Raw genomic sequence first — 16,929 nt, forward strand, 5'->3', positions numbered from 1 at the left:
GGCTGCACACCTACAATCACCACCGCGGACACACCGCGCTCGCAGGCAAACCACCCGCCAGCCGCGTCCCCAACCTCACAGGGCAATACACCTAGTCCTCGTCGCGCAGGCGGCGCCAGACCCGGGTGCGGTGCAGGACGTAGACGGCGGCGAAGACGACGACGGTCTGGAGGCCGACGGCGAGCAGCCAGAAGACGATCCTGCTCTCCAGCTCGTTGGTCAGGTACTCGAAGTTCATGCCGAAGAACCCGGTCAGGAAGGACAGCGGCAGGAAGATCACCGAGACGATGGCCAGCCGGTTGATGACGCCGTTCTGTTCGCCGGCGACCAGCGAGGAGTAGCTGCCGAGCGCGCGGCGGGCGGCCTCCTGGAGGGACTCGATGCCCGCCAGGACGCCGCGCGCGGCCCGCTCGAACTCCTGCGCCAGCCGCTGGCGTTCGGGCGGGAACTCCTCGCTCATCATCCGGCGGGTGATCACGTCGTCGACCGCCTGGAGGTAGGGCAGCAGCGAGTGGTGCAGCAGGGCGGCCCGGCGGCGCAGCTGGGACAGCAGGTAGATCTGCTGGGGGCGCCGCGCCTCGAACATGTCGTCCTCCAGCTCCTCCACCCTGAGCCGGGCGTCCACCGCCGCGCGCCGGAAGGTCGCGAGCGCCTCCTGGAGCAGCAGGAAGAGCGTCGCCACGGCGTTGGCGGGCCGCTCCTGCCGCAGGTGCCGCGCGATGTCCGCCGCCGGGACCGGCCGGTCGTGGTGGGCGACGACCAGGTAGCGCTCGGCGGCCAGGACGTGCACATGGGCGATGCCCGCGTCCCGGACCACCGGCACGACCAGGGCGGCGACGCCCCCGAGGAACTCGGCCCGCGACAACTCGCCCCACCGGCCGAACCAGTCCAGGTTCTCGGCGTCGAGTCCGAGCCTGCGCGCCACCGACTCCTCCGCCCGGCCGGCCTCCTTGGGCAGTTCGACGACGAGGAGCACGAACGTGTCCAGCGCGAGGCGGCGGCGCGCCTCCGCCACGGAGAGCGGCATCGAGTCCCCCTCCGGCACCGACACCATCGTTACGATCATCGCCCTCACCGCTGGTCGGCCGCGCCTCCTCCGCTCCAGCCTGCGGGCACCCCCGGCCCCCCGCACCCGCACCCCCTCGTGTGCCGCACCCGACGGCTCCGAACGGGTGAGGGCCGGCCGTTCCCGCCGGTCAGGCGACCGTGCGCAGGCTGTCCGCCGCCGTCGTGGTCATGCCCCGTACCACCCGGTGCGCGCAGGCCGCCGTGAGGAGTTCGCCGAGCAGGTCCGGGTCGCCGATCTCCAGACCGAGGAGCGACTCGATGCGCTCCAGACGCTGGTAGAGGGACTGCCGGCCGATGTGGAGCAGGGCGGCGGTGCGGGTCGGGGAACAGCCGTGGCGCAGGTGCACCTCCAGGGTGCGGACCAGGTCGCTGGGGTGGGCCGCCTCCCAGGCCAGCAGCGGGCCGAGGGTGTGCCGGACGAGCGCGGCGAGGCGCTCCCGGTTGGCGGCGACCCCGCCCCGGGTCAGCTCCCGTTCCAGGGCGAGGGCGCGGGCGGAGGTCACCGACGGGCCCTCGGGGGCGGCGGGTTCGGCGGGCGGCACGGTCAGCGCGAGTTCGAGGGTCGTCCGGGCCGCGCGCAGCGTCCCGCTCCAGTGCAGCCAGCCGCCGCCGGCGTCGACCGCGTGCCCGACGGCGACGGTGAGCCCGGGGGCGGCGGCCGCGCGGAAGGCCTCCTGGACCAGGCGGACCGGGTCGCCCGGGACGGCGGGCCCGCCGAGGCCCGCGCCCCTGCCGCCCCGGCCGGCGCTCCCCCGGCCGGCGTCGCCCGGCAGGGCGATCAGGGCGAGGACGTCACCGGGGAACGCGGCCCGCATCAGCCCGGCGCCGCCCAGCAGCCGTACCGCCCGGTCCACCGCGCCGGTCTCCCGCGTGCCGTGCACCGACACCCCGATCAGCCGGGCCCCCGGACCGGGATGGAACCCGGCCAGCGCCGACCGCGCCTCCACCTCCGGCTGGTTCAGCGCCGCGCCGTCGGCCAGGTCGGCCAGCAGGGCCGCCGTGTGGTCGTCGCCCCAGGGCCGCACCACCGACCGCCCGGACAGCCCCCGGGCCACGATCGCCCGGTTCGCGGCCTCCGTGATCCGCACGAAGGGCACCACCCGGTGCAGGGCGAGCAGCGGCAGACCGAGCCGGCGGGCCTCGTCGGTCACCTCCGTCGGCATGCTGGGCAGCGACCTGCCGACCTCCACCGCGAGCCCGGCCGCGCCCCGGGCCGCCAGCTCCCGCACGTACCGGCGCCGGACCTCGTCCCCGGCGCCGGTCAGCCCGAAGCCGTTGGTGAGCAGGAGTTCGCCGCCGTCGAGGAAGTTGGCGCCCTCGTAGACCTCGCTGGAGTGCACCCAGCGCACCGGGCGGTCCAACGCGCCCTCCCCGGCGAGCAGTTCGGGGCTGGCGGCGCACACCGGGTCGAGGGAGAGGACTTCGCGGAGGGTGAGTGCGGGCACGGGGACCTCCAGGGGACGGACACGGGCCAGGACATTTCGTCCGGCCGCGGGTTGCCCGGAGGGTACTTTCCGCACGTTGCCCTCGTGTTTCGGCCACAGGAGAGTGAAGTCATGAAGCCTTTGGATCAGGCACAGGCCCGCGCCTGGCTCGCCACCGCAGTCGCCGAGGCCCGCGCCGGGCTCGCCGAGGGAGGCATCCCCATCGGCGCCGCGCTCTACGGCGCCGACGGCGAGCCGCTCGGCCGCGGGCACAACCGGCGCGTCCAGGACGACGACCCGTCCATGCACGCGGAGACGGCCGCCTTCCGGGCGGCGGGACGGCAGCGGACGTACCGGGGCACCACCATGGTGACCACCCTGTCGCCCTGCTGGTACTGCTCCGGTCTGGTGCGGCAGTTCGGGATCTCACGGGTGGTGATCGGCGAGGCGGCCACCTTCCACGGCGGCCACGACTGGCTCGCCGGGCACGGGGTGGAGATCGTCCTGCTGGACGACCCGGAGTGCGTCGGGCTGATGCGCGACTTCATCAACACCAACCCGGCTCTGTGGAACGAGGACATCGGTGAATAGCACGAGCGCCAGCCCCGGCCCCCGTATCCCCACCATCGACCTGCGGCCCTGGCTGGACGGCGACGAGGCCGGCCGGCAGGAGATCGCCCGGACCGTCGACGCAGCCCTGCGGACCGCCGGTTTCCTGCTCGTCACCGGGCACGGGGTCGCCCCGGAGCTGCGCGCCGCGGTACGGGCGGCCGCCCGCGCGTTCTTCGCGCTGCCCGCCGAGGCGAAGGCGGCCTACGAGGCGAAGGTCGGCGGGCGGGGGTGGCTGGGCCCGAAGGCGGAGGCCAACGGCTACTCCGAGGGCACCGAGACCCCGCCGGACCTGAAGGAGTCGCTGACCTTCGCGACCCACGAGCCCTTCGAGGACCCGGTGGTCAACGCCGAGTGGTACGCACCCAACGTGTGGCCGGCCGAGATCCCCGAGCTGCGCACGCTCTGCGAGGAGTACCTGGAGCGGATGGCGGAGCTGGAGAAGGAGCTGCTGTCCCTGCTGGGGTACGCGCTCGGGCTCGAACGGGACTTCTTCAGCCGGCACATGGACCGTCCGACGTACGGCTTCAACATCAACTGGTACCCGGGCACGGACGTCATCGGCGAGCCCGAGCCGGGGCAGTTCCGGATCGGCCCGCACACCGACTTCGGGACGGTGACCATCCTGGACCGGCAGGCCGGCAAGGGCGGCCTCCAGGTCTTCACCGACGACGGCGGCTGGGAGGACGCGCCCTTCGACCCGGAGGCCTTCACCGTCAACATCGGTGACCTGATGGCCCGCTGGACCGGCGACCGCTGGCGCTCCGGCCGCCACCGGGTGCTCCCGCCGCCCGCCGACGCCCCCGCCGAGGAGCTGATGTCCCTCGTCTACTTCGGCGAGTGCACCCCGGGCACCACCGTGGAGTCCGTGCCGGCGCCGGTCGGGCGGGTCGCCTACCCGCCGGTCGACTCCCACGTGTATCTGCGCGCCAAGCTCGACTCCATCACCGTCGGGTGATCTCACAGCGTCAGGATTCGTGACCCAACAGTCATCACCCGATCTGGCCCGGAGCAACTCCCCCTTCCTACACTTGCGTCGAGGGGGGACTGCCTTGCACAGACGGTTGCACGGGCGAGGAGCGCTGTTCGACGTCGAGCCGGCCGGGCTCGTACCGAGGCTCGTCGGGTTACGGCCGTACCAGCACCGCGTGCATCCCTTCGAGCACCCCGGTGAGCTGCCGTTCGTCGTGCTGACCGGGGCGCGGGGGGCCGGCCGGAGCGCGGTGCTGCGGGAGCTGCGGGACGCCTACAAGGGGCACACCCCGGTCGCGCTGATCGACTGTGCGGAGCCGCAGTTCACGGCGCCGCCCGCCGAGCGGCCGCCCGAGTCCTGGTCGCCCCTCGCACAGGCGCTGCTGGTCGTGGCCGAGCAGCTGGCCGAGCCGGTGACCGGGGCCGGGCGGATCACCTTCCCCCGGCTGATGTCCGGGCTGGTGGCGGTGGCCGCCGGGGGCTGGGGCGACGCGGAGGCCGAACGCATCCGGCGCGAGGTGGAGCGCATCCTGCTGCTGAACGAGAGCGGCTCGTGGATCAGCGGCTTCGCCGGGCGGTGGGCCGGGAAGGTGGCCGCGAAGGTCGTCGCCGCCGCCACCGGCACCGGGCCGCTGGTGTCCGGGGCCATCGAGGCCACCCTGGAGTCGGTGGCCGAGGGCTTCTCCAGCCGCCGGCACCAGAAGGCGTCGGTCTGGTACCGGACGTATCCCAACGCGGGCGGCCACGCCCAGCGCGGGCTGATCCTGCTCTCCGGGCACTTCCGGGCCGGCGGCACCAGCCGCGGCCACGCCGAGCGGTATCTGGTGCGGGCCCTGCTCGCCGACCTCACGGAGGCGTACGCGGGCGTGCTGCCGCGCATGCGGCGCCTGGGCCGCCCGCTGGTCCTCGTCGACAACGCGCAGACCGGCCCCGGCCCCGGCCTGCTGGACGCCGTCCTGCGGGACCGCTCCGACGGCGTCGCCGACCAGGTGGCGTTCGTCGCCGGGGCCCGCGGCGACGGCCGCGAACTGCTGCGGGGCGGTGTCCGGCGGGAGCTGGCCGAGGTCGCCCGGCGCACCGGCTGGACGCCGGAGGCGGCGGTGCCGTCCTCGCGGGCGCTGCTGGTGGCCCTGCCGCCGCTCTCCCCCGACGACACCCTGCACCTCGTCGACACCACGGGCGCGCCCCGGCTCCCGCAGGCCGTGCACCGGCTGACCGGCGGCAATCCGCTGGGCGTCGCGGTGCTCGCCGAGGCCGCGGAGCAGAACCCGGACCGGACCGGGTCGCTCGGCGACCTGCTCACCGCCGGCGTACGGCGGGCCGAGGACGGCCCGGCCGCCCCCGCCTACCTCCAGCTCCTGGACCGGCTGGTCCCCGAGGGGAGTCTCGACGAGCTGACCGTGCTCGCCACCGCCCACGACCACGACTCGGCGTGCGCGCTGGCCGCCGCGCTGCTGCCGGACGACTTCGGCCCGGCCGACGTCCGCGGGCTGCAGGCCCGGCTGCTGCGGGAGGGACTGCCCGCCGTGCCCGGCCAGTTCGTCGGCGACCCCTTCGTGCGCACGCTCCTGCTGCTGCGGCTGCATCTGCGGGACGCCGACCACGGCGGCTGGCGCACCGCCCACGAGACGCTGATCGCGCACTACGCGGAGCACCTCGGCACCGACCGCCTCGCCCCCTTCCGGCTGCACCACCAACTGGCCCTCGGCAGGACCGAGTCGGCGGTCGTGCACCTGCGCGACACCTTCGCGCTCCTGGACACCCGGGACTGGCTGCGCGCCCTGCGCTTCATCGCCTCCGCGCCCTACTTCCACGCCCACGACGCCGAGGGCCGCGACTTCACCGGCCACGGCGACCGGCGTACGGCGGTGGCCCTGGGCCGCACCGACGCCCGTCTGGAGCTGCCGGACGGCGTGGCCGTACTGCACCTGCGGGTACGGCGGTTGCTGCACGCGGTGTGGCAGCTCTCCGACCCGCTGGTGCTGCCCGACCCGAAGGTGGCCGACCGGATGCGCTTCGAGCTGGAGCAGCTGTCCAACCTGCGGCCGGCCGGCAACGCGCTGCTGTGGCGGGCCTCCCGGGAGTGGCCGGCGGCTGTGCTCGCCGGGCGGCCGCCGGCCGATCCGGACGACGACGAGGGCGACGACGAGCGGAGCGGGGTGGCGTGATGGCGGGGCGGGGCGTGGGCAGGTGGCTGCGTGAGGGCGTCTGGGAGATCCCGCTGCGCCGCTATCTCGCCCTGCTGGTGGCGGCCGGTCTGGTCGCCGCTCTGGTCGTCGGGGTCCGTGTGATCGCGCACGACGACCGCTCCTGCGCGCCCGGCGTGGCCCGGCCCGAGGGCACCGACGAGTGCGTGGGCGTGGCGACGGGCGCCTACGACTTCGGGCATCCGGAGCTGCGGGCCACGGTCAGGGCGATCGCCAGGGAGAACGCCCGGCTGAAGTCCGGGAGTTATGTGACGGTGGCGGTGATGCTGCCGTACACCGCGACGGCCGCGGCGAGCGTCGCCGACATCCAGCACGAGCTCCAGGGCGCCTACCTGGCCCAGTACCAGGCCAACCACGAGTCCAACGGGGAGGTCCCGGCGATCCGGCTGGTGCTGGCCAACCCCGGGGCGACCAGCCAGTACTGGCAGCGGATGGTCACGCAGCTGGCCGGGATGACCGGCGGCCCGGACCGGCTGCGGGCCGTCGCGGGGGTGGGGCAGAGCACCGACGACAACAAGAAGGCCGTCAAGGAGCTGACCCGGCTGGGGATTCCGGTGGTGGGGTCCTCGATCACGGCGGACGACCTGGCCAACGGGCAGGACGGCAAGGACCCCTACCCCGGCCTGGCCCGGGTCTCCCCCACCAACACCGACGAGGCCCGCGCCCTCGCCTCCTTCGCCAAGGTCGGCGCGGACCGGGCGGTGCTGGTGTACGACAAGCCGGGCGACCCGTACACCCGGACCCTCCAGAAGTCGTTCGCCACGCTGATCAAGGGATCGTCGCTTTACGGGGACTGGACGTTCACGCCGCCGGCCGACCGCAGCCAGGAGGGGACGACGGCGAACACGTTCCAGCACATCACCAACACGATCTGCGACACGAAGCGGCCGGTCGACACGATCCTGTTCGCCGGACGCCACACGCAGCTGCGGCAGTTCATCAACGCGATGGCCGACCGGGGCTGCCGGGACCGCAAGTTCACGGTGCTGACCGGCGACGAGGGCTCGTACCTGGCAGGGGAGAAGCGCCTGGCCAAGGACGCCCTCGGGCCCACGCTGTCGGTCCGCTACACCGCTCTCGCCCACCCGGACGCGTGGGGCGCGGGCAGCCCGCGGACCGGGGGGTCGGCGGCCGACGCGCGGACGCTGAAGGAGCTGCTGGAGAAGGCGCTGAGGAAGCCGGTGGGGCCGATCGGGTCGGTGGCGCTGGAGGACGGACAGCTGATCATCGCGTACGACGCGATGCGGCTCACGGTGCACGGCATCCGCGAGGCGGTGCCGGAGGGGAGGTCGGTGCCGACCCTGGCGGACGTGGGCCTGCAGTGGCCCCAGGTGAAGGGGTCGCTGCGGGTGGACGGGGCGAGCGGGTGGATCTGCCTCGACGTGCACGGGAACCCCTACGACAAGGCGGTGCCGATCGTGGAGCTGGGCGCGGGGGGCGCGTCGCGGTTCCTGGCCCTCGCGTGGCCGGAGGGCAAGCCGCCGAGCGCGGAGTGCCTGCCGCCCGCCTGACCTAGAATCCCTCGATCAGGCGTTCGAATCTGGTGCGCCAGGCCTGTTCCGTCTCCCGCTCGCCCCGGAACTCGTGGGTGAAGCGCAGCACGCAGCCGCCCTCGCCGTCCCGTTCCAGATGGAAGCGGACCCTGCCGCCCGGGGAGACCGTGTACTCCGCGACCCGGTCCACGTCCCAGGCCGTCACGTTGCCGGTGCCCAGGTCGCCGAGGGTGACCGTGCCGCCCATCCTCGGTTGCAGCACGTCGACCGGGGTGAACCAGGCGGCCAGCCCCTCCGGGGTGGACAGGCTCGGCCAGACCTGGCCCATCGGGGTCGGGAGGCGGACCAGGAAGTGGATGATGTGCGTGTTCCCGTGGGTCTGGCTGATGCCCTGTTCGACGGAACCGCTCATGACACCAGCGTGACCCCGGCCACCGCGATCCGCACCCCACGGGCGCTCGGCGCCGGTCAGACGCCCGCGTACGAGTGCTTGCCGGTGACGAAGATGTTGACGCCGTAGTAGTTGAACAGCCAGCAGCCGAAGGCGATCATCGCCAGGTAGGCGGCCTTGCGGCCCTTCCAGCCGGCGGTGGCGCGGGCGTGCAGGTAGCAGGCGTAGGCGACCCAGGTGATGAAGGACCAGGTCTCCTTGGGGTCCCAGTTCCAGTAGCGGCCCCAGGCGCTGCCGGCCCAGATCGCGCCCGCGATGATCGTGAAGGTCCACAGCGGGAAGACGGCCGCGTTGACCCGGTAGGCGAACTTGTCCAGGGAGGCCGAGGCGGGCAGCCGCTCCAGCACGGACGTGGCGAAGCTGCCCGGCTTGCCGCCGTTCTCCAGCTTGCTCTCGTAGGCGTCCTTGAAGAGGTAGAGGATCGTGCCCACCGCGCCCACGTAGAAGACCGCGCCGCAGAAGATCGCCGTCGAGACGTGGATGTAGAGCCAGTACGAGTGCAGGGCCGGGACCAGCGGCTCGCTCGCCGTGTAGAGGACGGTGACCGCGAGGCCGAGGTCCAGCAGGACCGTGGTGATCAGGAACAGGCCGAGCCAGCGGACGTTCTTCCGCAGGGCCAGCAGCGTCAGGTAGACGCCGACGGCGACGGTGGAGAACGTGATGTTGAACTCGTACATGTTGCCCCACGGCGCCCGCTGCACGGAGGCCGCGCGGGCGATCACGCCCGCCAGCTCCACCAGGAAGGCGAGGACCGTGAGGGAGATCGCGATCCGGCCGTAGAGGTCGCCCTGCTCGTCGCCGCCGTGGGCGCCGGGGCCGTCCGGGACGTCCCGCGAGCCGGCCGCGGACCGCACGACGACCTGCGGGCGCTCCAGTACGGCGGTGCCGCCGGCCTTCTTGACCGTGACGGCGGGCGCCGTCCTCGCCGCCGGCTTGTTCGTCAGCGCGCTGGCGGTGCGCGCGACCCGGCTGCGGGAGCCGAGCAGCCACTCGAAGATGTAGGCGAAGAACGCCAGCGTGTAGACGGCCATCGAGGAGTAGACGAGCGTGTTGCTCATGCTCGCCAGATGCTCGTTGGTCGCGGCGAGGGTCGTTGCGGCGGCGGAAGTCATCGCTTCTCAGCCCCTTCGGCAGGTACGACTTCGGGGTCGGGGGATTCTGCGGGGTCGGCGTCGGCGGGGGCGGGGGGCCCTGGTGCCTGGTCGTAGAGGATTCCCGCGAGGTCGCCCAGTTCCTCGGGCACCTTCGCGGACTCGCTGCGGCCCAGGCCGGCCATCTCGACGACGGTGACGCCGTCGGGGCCCTGCACCGCGCGCACCCACACACGACGGCGCTGGATGAAGAGCGAGGCGGCCAGGCCGAAGATCGCGGCGATCGCGCCGGCCAGCGCCCAGCCGCCGCCGGGCTCCTGCACGATCTCGAAGCCGGCCCATTCCTTGACGCCCTTCTCGAACGTCACGGAGCCGGCGCCGTTCGGCAGCTGCATGGTCTGGCCGGGCTTGAGGTTGTCGCGGAACTGCGCCCCCTTGGAGTCCTTGAACTCCTTCATGTGGGACTTGTCCAGCTGGTACACGCTCTGCGGGATGCCGGAATCGACGCCGAGGTCACCGTGGTACGGCGTCAGGTTCAGCACCGGGTTGTCCAGCGCCGGGAAGCTGGAGAGCACCGAGGTGCCGCCGGCGTACGTCGGCAGGAAGAAGAGGGAGATGCCGAGCTGCTCGCTGACGCCCTTGGCAATCTCGTAGCCGTCCATCACCTTCACCACGCCCTGGGAGGTGATGTTGCCGTCGAGCGGCAGCAGCGGGACGGCGTCGCGGTAGACGACCTTGCCCTTGCTGTCGCGGACGGTGATGACGGGCGCGTAGCCGTGGCTGACGAGGTAGACCTTGGCGTCGCCGATCCTCAGCGGCTCGTTGACCTTGACGGTGGTCCGCTTCGACTTGCCGTAGGCCCCCTCGCTGTAGTCGATGTCGGCCTTGAAGGAGACCGCCGTGCCCTTGCTGGGGCCGCTGGTCTGGTAGCTGGCGGAGAAGTTCTTCAGGTCGAAGCTGAACGGCACCAGGTCGTCGGTGCTGAACATCGAGCCGGACTTGAAGTCGTCGTACTGGAGGATCGAGTTGGCGAAGCCGTCGCCCTCGACGACCAGCTTGGTGCCGTCCGACTTGTACATCTGGCCGGAGGCGAAGGCGACCAGCAGCACGATCAGCGCGATGTGGAAGACCAGGTTGCCGAACTCGCGGACGTAGCCCTTCTCGGCGGCCACCGCGTTCCCGGCGAGGTGCGAGCGGAAGTGCCGCTTCTTCAGCAGCTTCAGGGCGGCCTCGCGGACCTCCTCGGGCGCCGCGGCCGTCCGCCAGGTCGTGTACGCGGGGAGGCGGTCGAGCCGCTTGGGGGCGCCCGGCGGGCGGCCGCGCAGCTGGCCCACGAACTGCCAGGCGCGGGGGATGATGCAGCCGATGAGGGAGACGAAGAGCAGGATGTAGATCGCCGAGAACCACACCGAGCTGTAGACGTGGAACAGGCCGAGCTTGTCGTAGACCGGCGACAGCGTCTTGTGGGCCTTGCGGAAGTCGTCGACCTTGCTGATGTCGGCGCCGCTCTGCGGGATCAGCGAGCCGGGGATCGCGCCCAGCGACAGCAGCAGGAGCAGCAGCAGCGCGACCCGCATCGAGGTCAGCTGCCGCCAGAACCAGCGGGCCCAGCCGACCACCCCGAGGCCGGGGACGATCGGCGGCTCCTCGACGGGGGCGGTGGAGAGCTGGGAGGAAGCCGCTCCGAGGTCCTGCTCGCCGTTGCCGGTTTCGGTCTTGCTCATCGATCAGATCCCCACAGTGAAGCCGTTGGACCAGCCCTGCATCTCCTGCACGAGGCTGTCCCACGCCCCGGTCAGCAGCAGCACACCGGTCACGATCATCATCGTGCCGCCGATGCGCATCACCCAGACATAGTGGCGCTTGACCCAGCCGAAGGCGCCGAGCGCCTTGCGGAAGGCGACAGCGGCGAGCACGAAGGGCACGCCGAGGCCCAGGCAGTAGGCGACCGTCAGCACGGCGCCCCGGCCCGCGCTCGCCTGGTTGAAGGAGAGCGCGGTGACGGAGGCCAGGGTCGGACCGATGCAGGGGGTCCAGCCGATGCCGAACAGCGCGCCGAGTACCGGTGCCCCTATCAGACCGGTCACCGGCCGCCGGTGGAAGCGGAACTCGCGCTGGGTGAACCAGGGCATCAGGCCCATGAAGAACACGCCCATGGCGATCATCAGGACGCCGAGCACCTTGCCGAGGGTGCCGGACTGCTCCTGGAGGGTCTGGCCGAAGTAGCCGAACAGCGCCCCGCCGGAGACGAACACGGCGGTGAAGCCGAGGACGAAGAGGGAGGCTCCGGCCACCATCCGGCCCCGCCGGGCCTCGGCCAGGTCGGTCCCGGCGACCCCCGTCACATAGGACAGGTAACCGGGCACGAGGGGCAGCACGCACGGGGAGAAGAAGGAGACGAGCCCGCCGAGCAACGCGACCGGCAGGGCGATCAGCAGGGCTCCGCTGAAGACCGTCTCGTTCTTGCCCGTCTCCGCCGCGAGCGTGAGGAGTGCGCTCACGTCACTTCTCCGCGAGGACCGGCTTGATCATCTTGACCAGGTTCTCCTCGCTGAGCGCCGCCAGCGAGCGCGCCGCGACGTTCCCCTTCCGGTCGAGGACCAGGGTGGAGGGGATGGCCTGCGGGTTGAGCGTGCCCTTCTTGAAGCGGAGCATCAGCTTGCCCGTCGGGTCGTACAGGCTCGGGTAGTCGATGTCGTTCTGTTTCTCGAAGGCGACCGCGGAACCGGTGCTGGTGTCGCGCGTGTTGATGCCGACGAACTGGACGCCCTTGCTCGCGTAGGCCTTGGAGACGGAGGCGAAGTAGGGCGCCTCGGCGCGGCACGGGCTGCACCAGGAGCCCCAGACGTTGATGACGACGACCTTGCCCCGGTAGCTCGCGACGTCCAGCGTCCCGTCGTCGATGGTCTTCCCGGACAGGTCGGGGGCCGCCGCGCGGTGGCCCTCGGCGACCGTGTCGATGCCGTCCTTGCCGGTGACGAAGTTGGTGTTGCCGCCTCCGCCGGAGGTGCCGCCGTTGCCGCACGCGGACAGGGTCAGGGCCGCCGCTGCGGCCATGGCGCCCAGCATGACGGCGCGGCTACGGGTACTCATGTGAAAAGTTTCGCATGCCCGTTCTGGGGATCTTGCGCACCCCCCTCGGTCCGGGAACGCCCCCGCTCAGGCCGGGGTTCCCTGCCTGAGGAAGCCCTTCCAGCCGCCGGCCGGCCGCTGCCCCACGTCCAGCGTGCGCAGCCGCTCCAGCGCCTCGGGCCGCTGCACGTCCAGCCAGTCCACGAACTGCCGGAAGGAGACCAGCCGGACGTCGGCGCCCTTTTCCTTCTCCCGGGCGATGTGCTTGAAGGCCGTCTCGACGGCGTCCATGTAGATGCCGCCGTTCCACTGCTCGAAGTGGTTGCCTATGAAGAACGGCGCCCGGTTCGTCGTGTACGCCCGCTCGAATCCCGCTATGTACGCCTGTGCGGACTGCTGTCGCCAGCCCGGGTAGTTGTGGGCCGGGGCCTTCGTCGAGTTGACCGACTGGTTGGCGAGCATGTTGTAGTCCATGGAGAGGACCTCGAAGGAGCGCCCCGGGAACGGTATCTGCTGAAGGGGCAGGTCCCACACGCCCAGCTTCCGGCCGGGCCACACCTGGCGGCCGCCGGGCGAGGAGGCGTCGTAGCGCCAGCCCAGCTCGCGGGCGGTGGGCAGCAGGTTGTCCTGGCCGAGCAGACAGGGGGTGCGGCCGCCGACCAGCTCCTTGTCGTAGTCGAAGGGCAGGGAGGGCAGGTCGGTCCAGCCGGTGTTGGTCCGCCACTGCTTCACGAACGCCTTGGCCTGGTCTATCTCGCTGCGCCACTGCTTGGGGGTCCAGTTGCCGACGGTGCCGTGGCCGCCGCAGAAGTGCCCGTTGAAGTGGGTGCCTATCTCGTGGCCCTCCAGCCAGGCCCGCCGGACGTTGGTCAGGGTCGCCCTGACGTGCTCGTCGGTGAGGTAGCCGATGTCGGAGGCGCCGCGCGGGTTGTTCGGCGGGTCGTAGAGCCGCTTCTTCGACTCGGGCAGGAGATACAGCCCCGAGAGGAAGAAGGTCATCGACGCGCCGTGCTCCGCGGCGAGGTCCAGGAAGCGCGGGAAGAGGCCGTTGCCGACCTCGCCCGCGCCGTCCCAGGAGAAGATCACGAACTGCGGCGGGGTCTGTCCCGGCTCCAGCGGCTCGGGGGCGGCGGGCTGGCGCGGCTGTTTGCCGGTGACGGAGGTGGAGCCGTCGCCGAGGGGGCGGGCGTTGGGCGTCGGCTTCGCGGACGGCTTCCCCGACGCCCGCGCGGTGGAACCGCCGGCCCGGGTCGCGCCGTCGGAACCGGTGTCCGCACCGCAGCCGGCGAGCCCGAGGGCCAGTCCGGCCGTGGCGCCCGCGCCGACGCCGAGCATGCCCCTGCGCGTGATGATCCCCATGGTTCCCCGATTCGTCACGTCCTCTGGTGGTCACCCACTCAGAGGGCGCGACGAACGATCAGGTTCCGTCACTTCCCGGAGATTTCACGCCAAAAAATGTCATACGCGGTTGAAGTGGCGCAGATCACTCGGACCATTCGGGCCATTCGGGGATCAGGCGCCGAACGCCTTGTCCTTCCCCTTCACCGGCTTGGCACCGGCGCGCAGGTGGGCCGGGACGAGGTCGACGGCGGGCTCGCTGTAGCCCACGGAAACGATCCTGTCCCCCTGGTACGTGAACGTCGTCAGGGAGGCGAGGGTGCACTGCCGCCTGCGCGGGTCGTGCCAGAGCCGGCGCTTCTCGACGTACGAGCGCAGGATCCAGATCGGCAGCTGGTGGCTGACCAGCACGGCCTCGTGACCGCGCGCCCGGTCCCGGGCGGTGTCCAGCGCGCCCTTCATCCGGACGACCTGGTCGACGTACGGCTCGCCCCAGGACGGCTTGAACGGGTTGACGAGGTACTTCCAGTTCGCGGGCTTCTTCAGCGCCCCGTCGCCGACCCCGAAGGTCTTGCCCTGGAAGATGTTCTCGGCCTCGATGAGCCGCTCGTCGGTGGCGAGATCGAGCCCGTGCGCCTTGGCGATCGGGGTCGCGGTCTCCTGCGCGCGCTCCAGCGGGGAGGCGACGACATGGGTGACGTCCCGGGACGCGAGGTGCTCGGCGACCCGGTCGGCCATCTGCCGGCCGAGCTCGGAGAGGTGGTAGCCGGGGAGCCGCCCGTAGAGCACCCCGTCCGGGTTGGCGACCTCGCCGTGCCGCATCACATGCACGACGGTGATGTCCCGCCGCTCGGTCTGCTCGCTCATGCTGCCGTGGCCTCCGCGGCCGCTCGGGCCGCCGCCGGGAGGGCGTCGGCGATCTTCTGGATGGCCCGCTCGTCGTGGGCCGTGGACACGAACCAGGACTCGAAGGACGACGGCGGCAGGTAGACGCCGTCGGAGAGGAGGGAGTGGAAGAAGGCGGTGAACCGGAACGACTCCTGGCCCCGCGCGTCCTCGTAGGTGCGCACCGGGCGGTTGGTGAAGAAGACGGAGAACATGTTGGAGGCGGTCTGCACCTGGTGCGCGACGCCCTCCTTGCTCAGCGCCTCGCCGACCAGTGCCTGGATCTGCGCGGACACGGCGTCGACCTTCTCGTAGGCCGCGTCGTCGAGCAGCCGCAGCTGGGCGAGCCCGGCGGCGGTGGCGACCGGGTTCCCGGAGAGGGTGCCGGCCTGGTAGACGGGGCCGGCGGGCGCGAGGTGCGCCATGACGTCCGCCCGGCCGCCGAAGGCGGCGGCGGGGAACCCGCCGCCCATCACCTTCCCGAAGGTCATCAGGTCGGGCACGACCCCGTCGATCCCGAACCATCCGGCCCGGCTGGTCCGGAAGCCGGTCATGACCTCGTCGGAGATGTAGAGCGCGCCGTTCTCCCGGCAGGCGTTCTTGAGGCCCTGGTTGAAGCCGGGCCCGGGCGGCACGACGCCCATGTTCCCCGGCGAGGCCTCGGTGATCACGCAGGCGATCTCGCCCGGGTGCCGGTGGAAGGCCTCCTGCACGGCTTCGAGGTCGTTGTACGGCAGCACGATCGTGTCCCCGGCCTGCGCACCGGTGACACCCGGGGTGTCGGGCAGCGCGAAGGTGGCGACGCCGCTGCCGGCCGCCGCGAGCAGGGAGTCGACGTGCCCGTGGTAGCACCCGGCGAACTTGATCACCTTGGTGCGGCGGGTGAAGCCGCGGGCGAGCCGGATGGCGCTCATGGTGGCCTCGGTCCCGCTGCTGACGAGCCGCACCTGCTCCAGGGGCCCGATGCGGGCGACCATCTCCTCCGCGAGGGCGACCTCGCCCTCGCCGGGCGTACCGAAGGAGGTACCGCGGGAGACCGCCTCCTGGACGGCGGCGATGACCTCGGGGTGCGAATGACCGAGGATCATCGGCCCCCACGAGCAGACGAGGTCGACGTACTCACGCCCGTCCGCGTCGGTCAGGTACGCGCCCTTGCCCGACACCATGAAGCGGGGCGTGCCGCCGACGGCGCGGAAGGCGCGCACCGGGGAGTTCACACCGCCGGGGGTGACGGCGGAGGCGCGGTCGAAGAGCGCCTGCGAGACGGGCGCGTCGTAGGGATAGGGCGTTTCGCTCTGAGCACTCATGACGTGCGACTTCTCCGCCTTCTCGGACTCCGGTTGCCTGGTGACCTCCTCAGGGTAGGCGGAGGAGGGCGGTGCGCTCGCAGTGGAGGAGCGTGGACGCCGGTCGGGGGGCGGGGCATCTGCGAGACTGTGATCCGATACACGCAGCTCATCCGGCCTGCACGTGGTCGAGGGCTGTAAGGATCCTGCGGACCGATGTTTCGACGCACGTTTCGGCGGGCGGCCGCGGGGGAGGTCACTGACACGATGATCGGGTTGCGCGGCGGGGGCCACGCGTCCTAGAAAAGCAGTCGGGTGGAGATATGCATCGCGGTGGCGGACTGGGCGAGGGGACTGACGACCTGGGTCCTCGACGTGCCCGGCGGGGAAGGCACCGACGCGACGCGGAGGAAGAAGCCGAAGCAGCACGTCAGGAACAAGGCGTACCGAGTGAGTCCGAGCGGCGCGAGCGACGTATCGATCAGTGGGACCAGAGGGGCCGGCGGATCGATCGCGACATCGACCGTCCCGAGAGCGGGAGCAGGAATGGTGGTCGGGTGGGGGTGACGTACAAATACTTCGGCGCACCGGACGGCGCGACCGCGGCCCGCGTCCCGATCTCGATGCGTCCCGAGGAACTCGGCGGCGACGAGCTCGGCATGAACGGCATGTTCACCAAGATCAAGCCGGAGACGATGGCCGCGATGGTGCTGACGGGCATCGAGGGCGTGCCTCTGCACAAGGTTCCGCCGCTGGAACTGGTCGTGCTGCACCCGGACTACGCCGTGGTGAAGCTCCCCATGACGGTCGTCGACCCGCTGCGCGGGATAGGCGAGGAGGCGGTCGGCGCCGCGGCCTTCATCTGGTCCACGGTCCCGGACCGCGGCGGCCCGCGCGACGCGTTCAACGTGTACCAACTCCTGCACGAGTGGCAGGACTTCAGCCACCGCCTGCACGAGGCGGGGCACCAGCCGTACTGCCTCGTGTGGCCGTGAGCGGCATCGGCGCAGGATTCGGGCGGGGCTTGGGAGCC

General features: G+C 71.9%; 15 protein-coding genes. 5 read left to right on the forward strand and 10 right to left on the reverse strand.

All coding sequences use genetic code 11. The features are described from left to right. Positions 1–91 precede the first annotated feature (91 nt). Together ACZ619_RS38965 and ACZ619_RS38970 are read right to left on the reverse strand one after the other, a co-directional pair. Entirely contained in the window at positions 92–1,066 is a 975-nt protein-coding gene (locus ACZ619_RS38965; protein WP_469609639.1) for a magnesium transporter CorA family protein, read from the reverse strand. Between the two features lie 130 nt (positions 1,067–1,196). Beyond that, complete coding sequence (locus tag ACZ619_RS38970) at positions 1,197–2,513, reverse strand: PucR family transcriptional regulator (protein ID WP_469609642.1); 1,317 nt, start codon at positions 2,511–2,513, stop codon at positions 1,197–1,199. Positions 2,514–2,624: 111 nt separating this feature from the next. On the opposite strand from ACZ619_RS38970, the gene ACZ619_RS38975 reads away from it, so the two are divergent. The 4 genes from ACZ619_RS38975 to ACZ619_RS38990 all read left to right on the forward strand — a co-directional run bounded on the left by ACZ619_RS38975 (position 2,625) and on the right by ACZ619_RS38990 (position 7,791). Next, positions 2,625–3,083, forward strand: coding sequence for a nucleoside deaminase (locus tag ACZ619_RS38975; protein WP_469609645.1), 459 nt, complete (start codon positions 2,625–2,627; stop codon positions 3,081–3,083). Next, positions 3,076–4,059 carry an isopenicillin N synthase family dioxygenase gene (locus ACZ619_RS38980; protein ID WP_469609647.1) on the forward strand — a complete coding sequence of 328 codons (984 nt, stop codon included), beginning with the start codon at positions 3,076–3,078 and terminating at the stop codon, positions 4,057–4,059. The genes ACZ619_RS38975 and ACZ619_RS38980 overlap by 8 nt, the downstream gene beginning before the upstream one ends. A 94-nt stretch (positions 4,060–4,153) precedes the next feature. After that, the gene (locus tag ACZ619_RS38985; RefSeq protein WP_469609650.1) at positions 4,154–6,241 is read left to right on the forward strand and encodes a hypothetical protein; all 2,088 of its coding nucleotides are present in this window, start codon (positions 4,154–4,156) and stop codon (positions 6,239–6,241) included. Further along, positions 6,241–7,791 carry a type 1 periplasmic-binding domain-containing protein gene (locus tag ACZ619_RS38990; protein WP_469609652.1) on the forward strand — a complete coding sequence of 517 codons (1,551 nt, stop codon included), beginning with the start codon at positions 6,241–6,243 and terminating at the stop codon, positions 7,789–7,791. Before ACZ619_RS38985 ends, ACZ619_RS38990 begins: the two co-directional genes overlap by 1 nt. Position 7,792: 1 nt before the next feature. Here ACZ619_RS38990 and ACZ619_RS38995 read toward each other — a convergent pair whose 3' ends face one another. The 8 genes from ACZ619_RS38995 to hemL all read right to left on the reverse strand — a co-directional run bounded on the left by ACZ619_RS38995 (position 7,793) and on the right by hemL (position 15,917). Further along, positions 7,793–8,185, reverse strand: coding sequence for an SRPBCC family protein (locus ACZ619_RS38995; RefSeq protein WP_469609654.1), 393 nt, complete (start codon positions 8,183–8,185; stop codon positions 7,793–7,795). A 56-nt stretch (positions 8,186–8,241) separates the two neighbouring features. Then, the gene (gene ccsB / locus ACZ619_RS39000; RefSeq protein WP_469609656.1) at positions 8,242–9,336 is read right to left on the reverse strand and encodes a c-type cytochrome biogenesis protein CcsB; all 1,095 of its coding nucleotides are present in this window, start codon (positions 9,334–9,336) and stop codon (positions 8,242–8,244) included. Next, positions 9,333–11,039 carry a cytochrome c biogenesis protein ResB gene (gene resB / locus ACZ619_RS39005; protein WP_469609659.1) on the reverse strand — a complete coding sequence of 569 codons (1,707 nt, stop codon included), beginning with the start codon at positions 11,037–11,039 and terminating at the stop codon, positions 9,333–9,335. Before resB ends, ccsB begins: the two co-directional genes overlap by 4 nt. Positions 11,040–11,042: 3 nt before the next feature. Next, positions 11,043–11,816 (reverse strand): cytochrome c biogenesis CcdA family protein, encoded by a 774-nt coding sequence (locus tag ACZ619_RS39010; protein ID WP_469609662.1) that lies wholly within the window; start codon positions 11,814–11,816, stop codon positions 11,043–11,045. Between the two features lies 1 nt (position 11,817). After that, positions 11,818–12,408: a TlpA family protein disulfide reductase gene (locus tag ACZ619_RS39015; RefSeq protein ID WP_469609664.1), complete on the reverse strand. Its 591-nt coding sequence runs from the start codon at positions 12,406–12,408 to the stop codon at positions 11,818–11,820. Between the two features lie 66 nt (positions 12,409–12,474). Continuing rightward, a complete protein-coding gene (locus ACZ619_RS39020) occupies positions 12,475–13,746 on the reverse strand; it encodes a polysaccharide deacetylase family protein (RefSeq protein WP_469609667.1) in 1,272 nt (423 codons plus the stop codon). A 153-nt stretch (positions 13,747–13,899) separates the two neighbouring features. Continuing rightward, positions 13,900–14,592: a histidine phosphatase family protein gene (locus tag ACZ619_RS39025; protein ID WP_469609670.1), complete on the reverse strand. Its 693-nt coding sequence runs from the start codon at positions 14,590–14,592 to the stop codon at positions 13,900–13,902. Next, the gene (gene hemL / locus ACZ619_RS39030; protein ID WP_469609673.1) at positions 14,589–15,917 is read right to left on the reverse strand and encodes a glutamate-1-semialdehyde 2,1-aminomutase; all 1,329 of its coding nucleotides are present in this window, start codon (positions 15,915–15,917) and stop codon (positions 14,589–14,591) included. Before hemL ends, ACZ619_RS39025 begins: the two co-directional genes overlap by 4 nt. A gap of 302 nt (positions 15,918–16,219) precedes the next feature. On the opposite strand from hemL, the gene ACZ619_RS39035 reads away from it, so the two are divergent. After that, positions 16,220–16,891, forward strand: a complete 672-nt coding sequence (locus tag ACZ619_RS39035) for a hypothetical protein (RefSeq protein WP_469609674.1) — start codon at positions 16,220–16,222, stop codon at positions 16,889–16,891. Positions 16,892–16,929 lie beyond the last annotated feature (38 nt).

It is taken from the genome of Streptomyces sp. NPDC104367, from assembly GCF_055583825.1.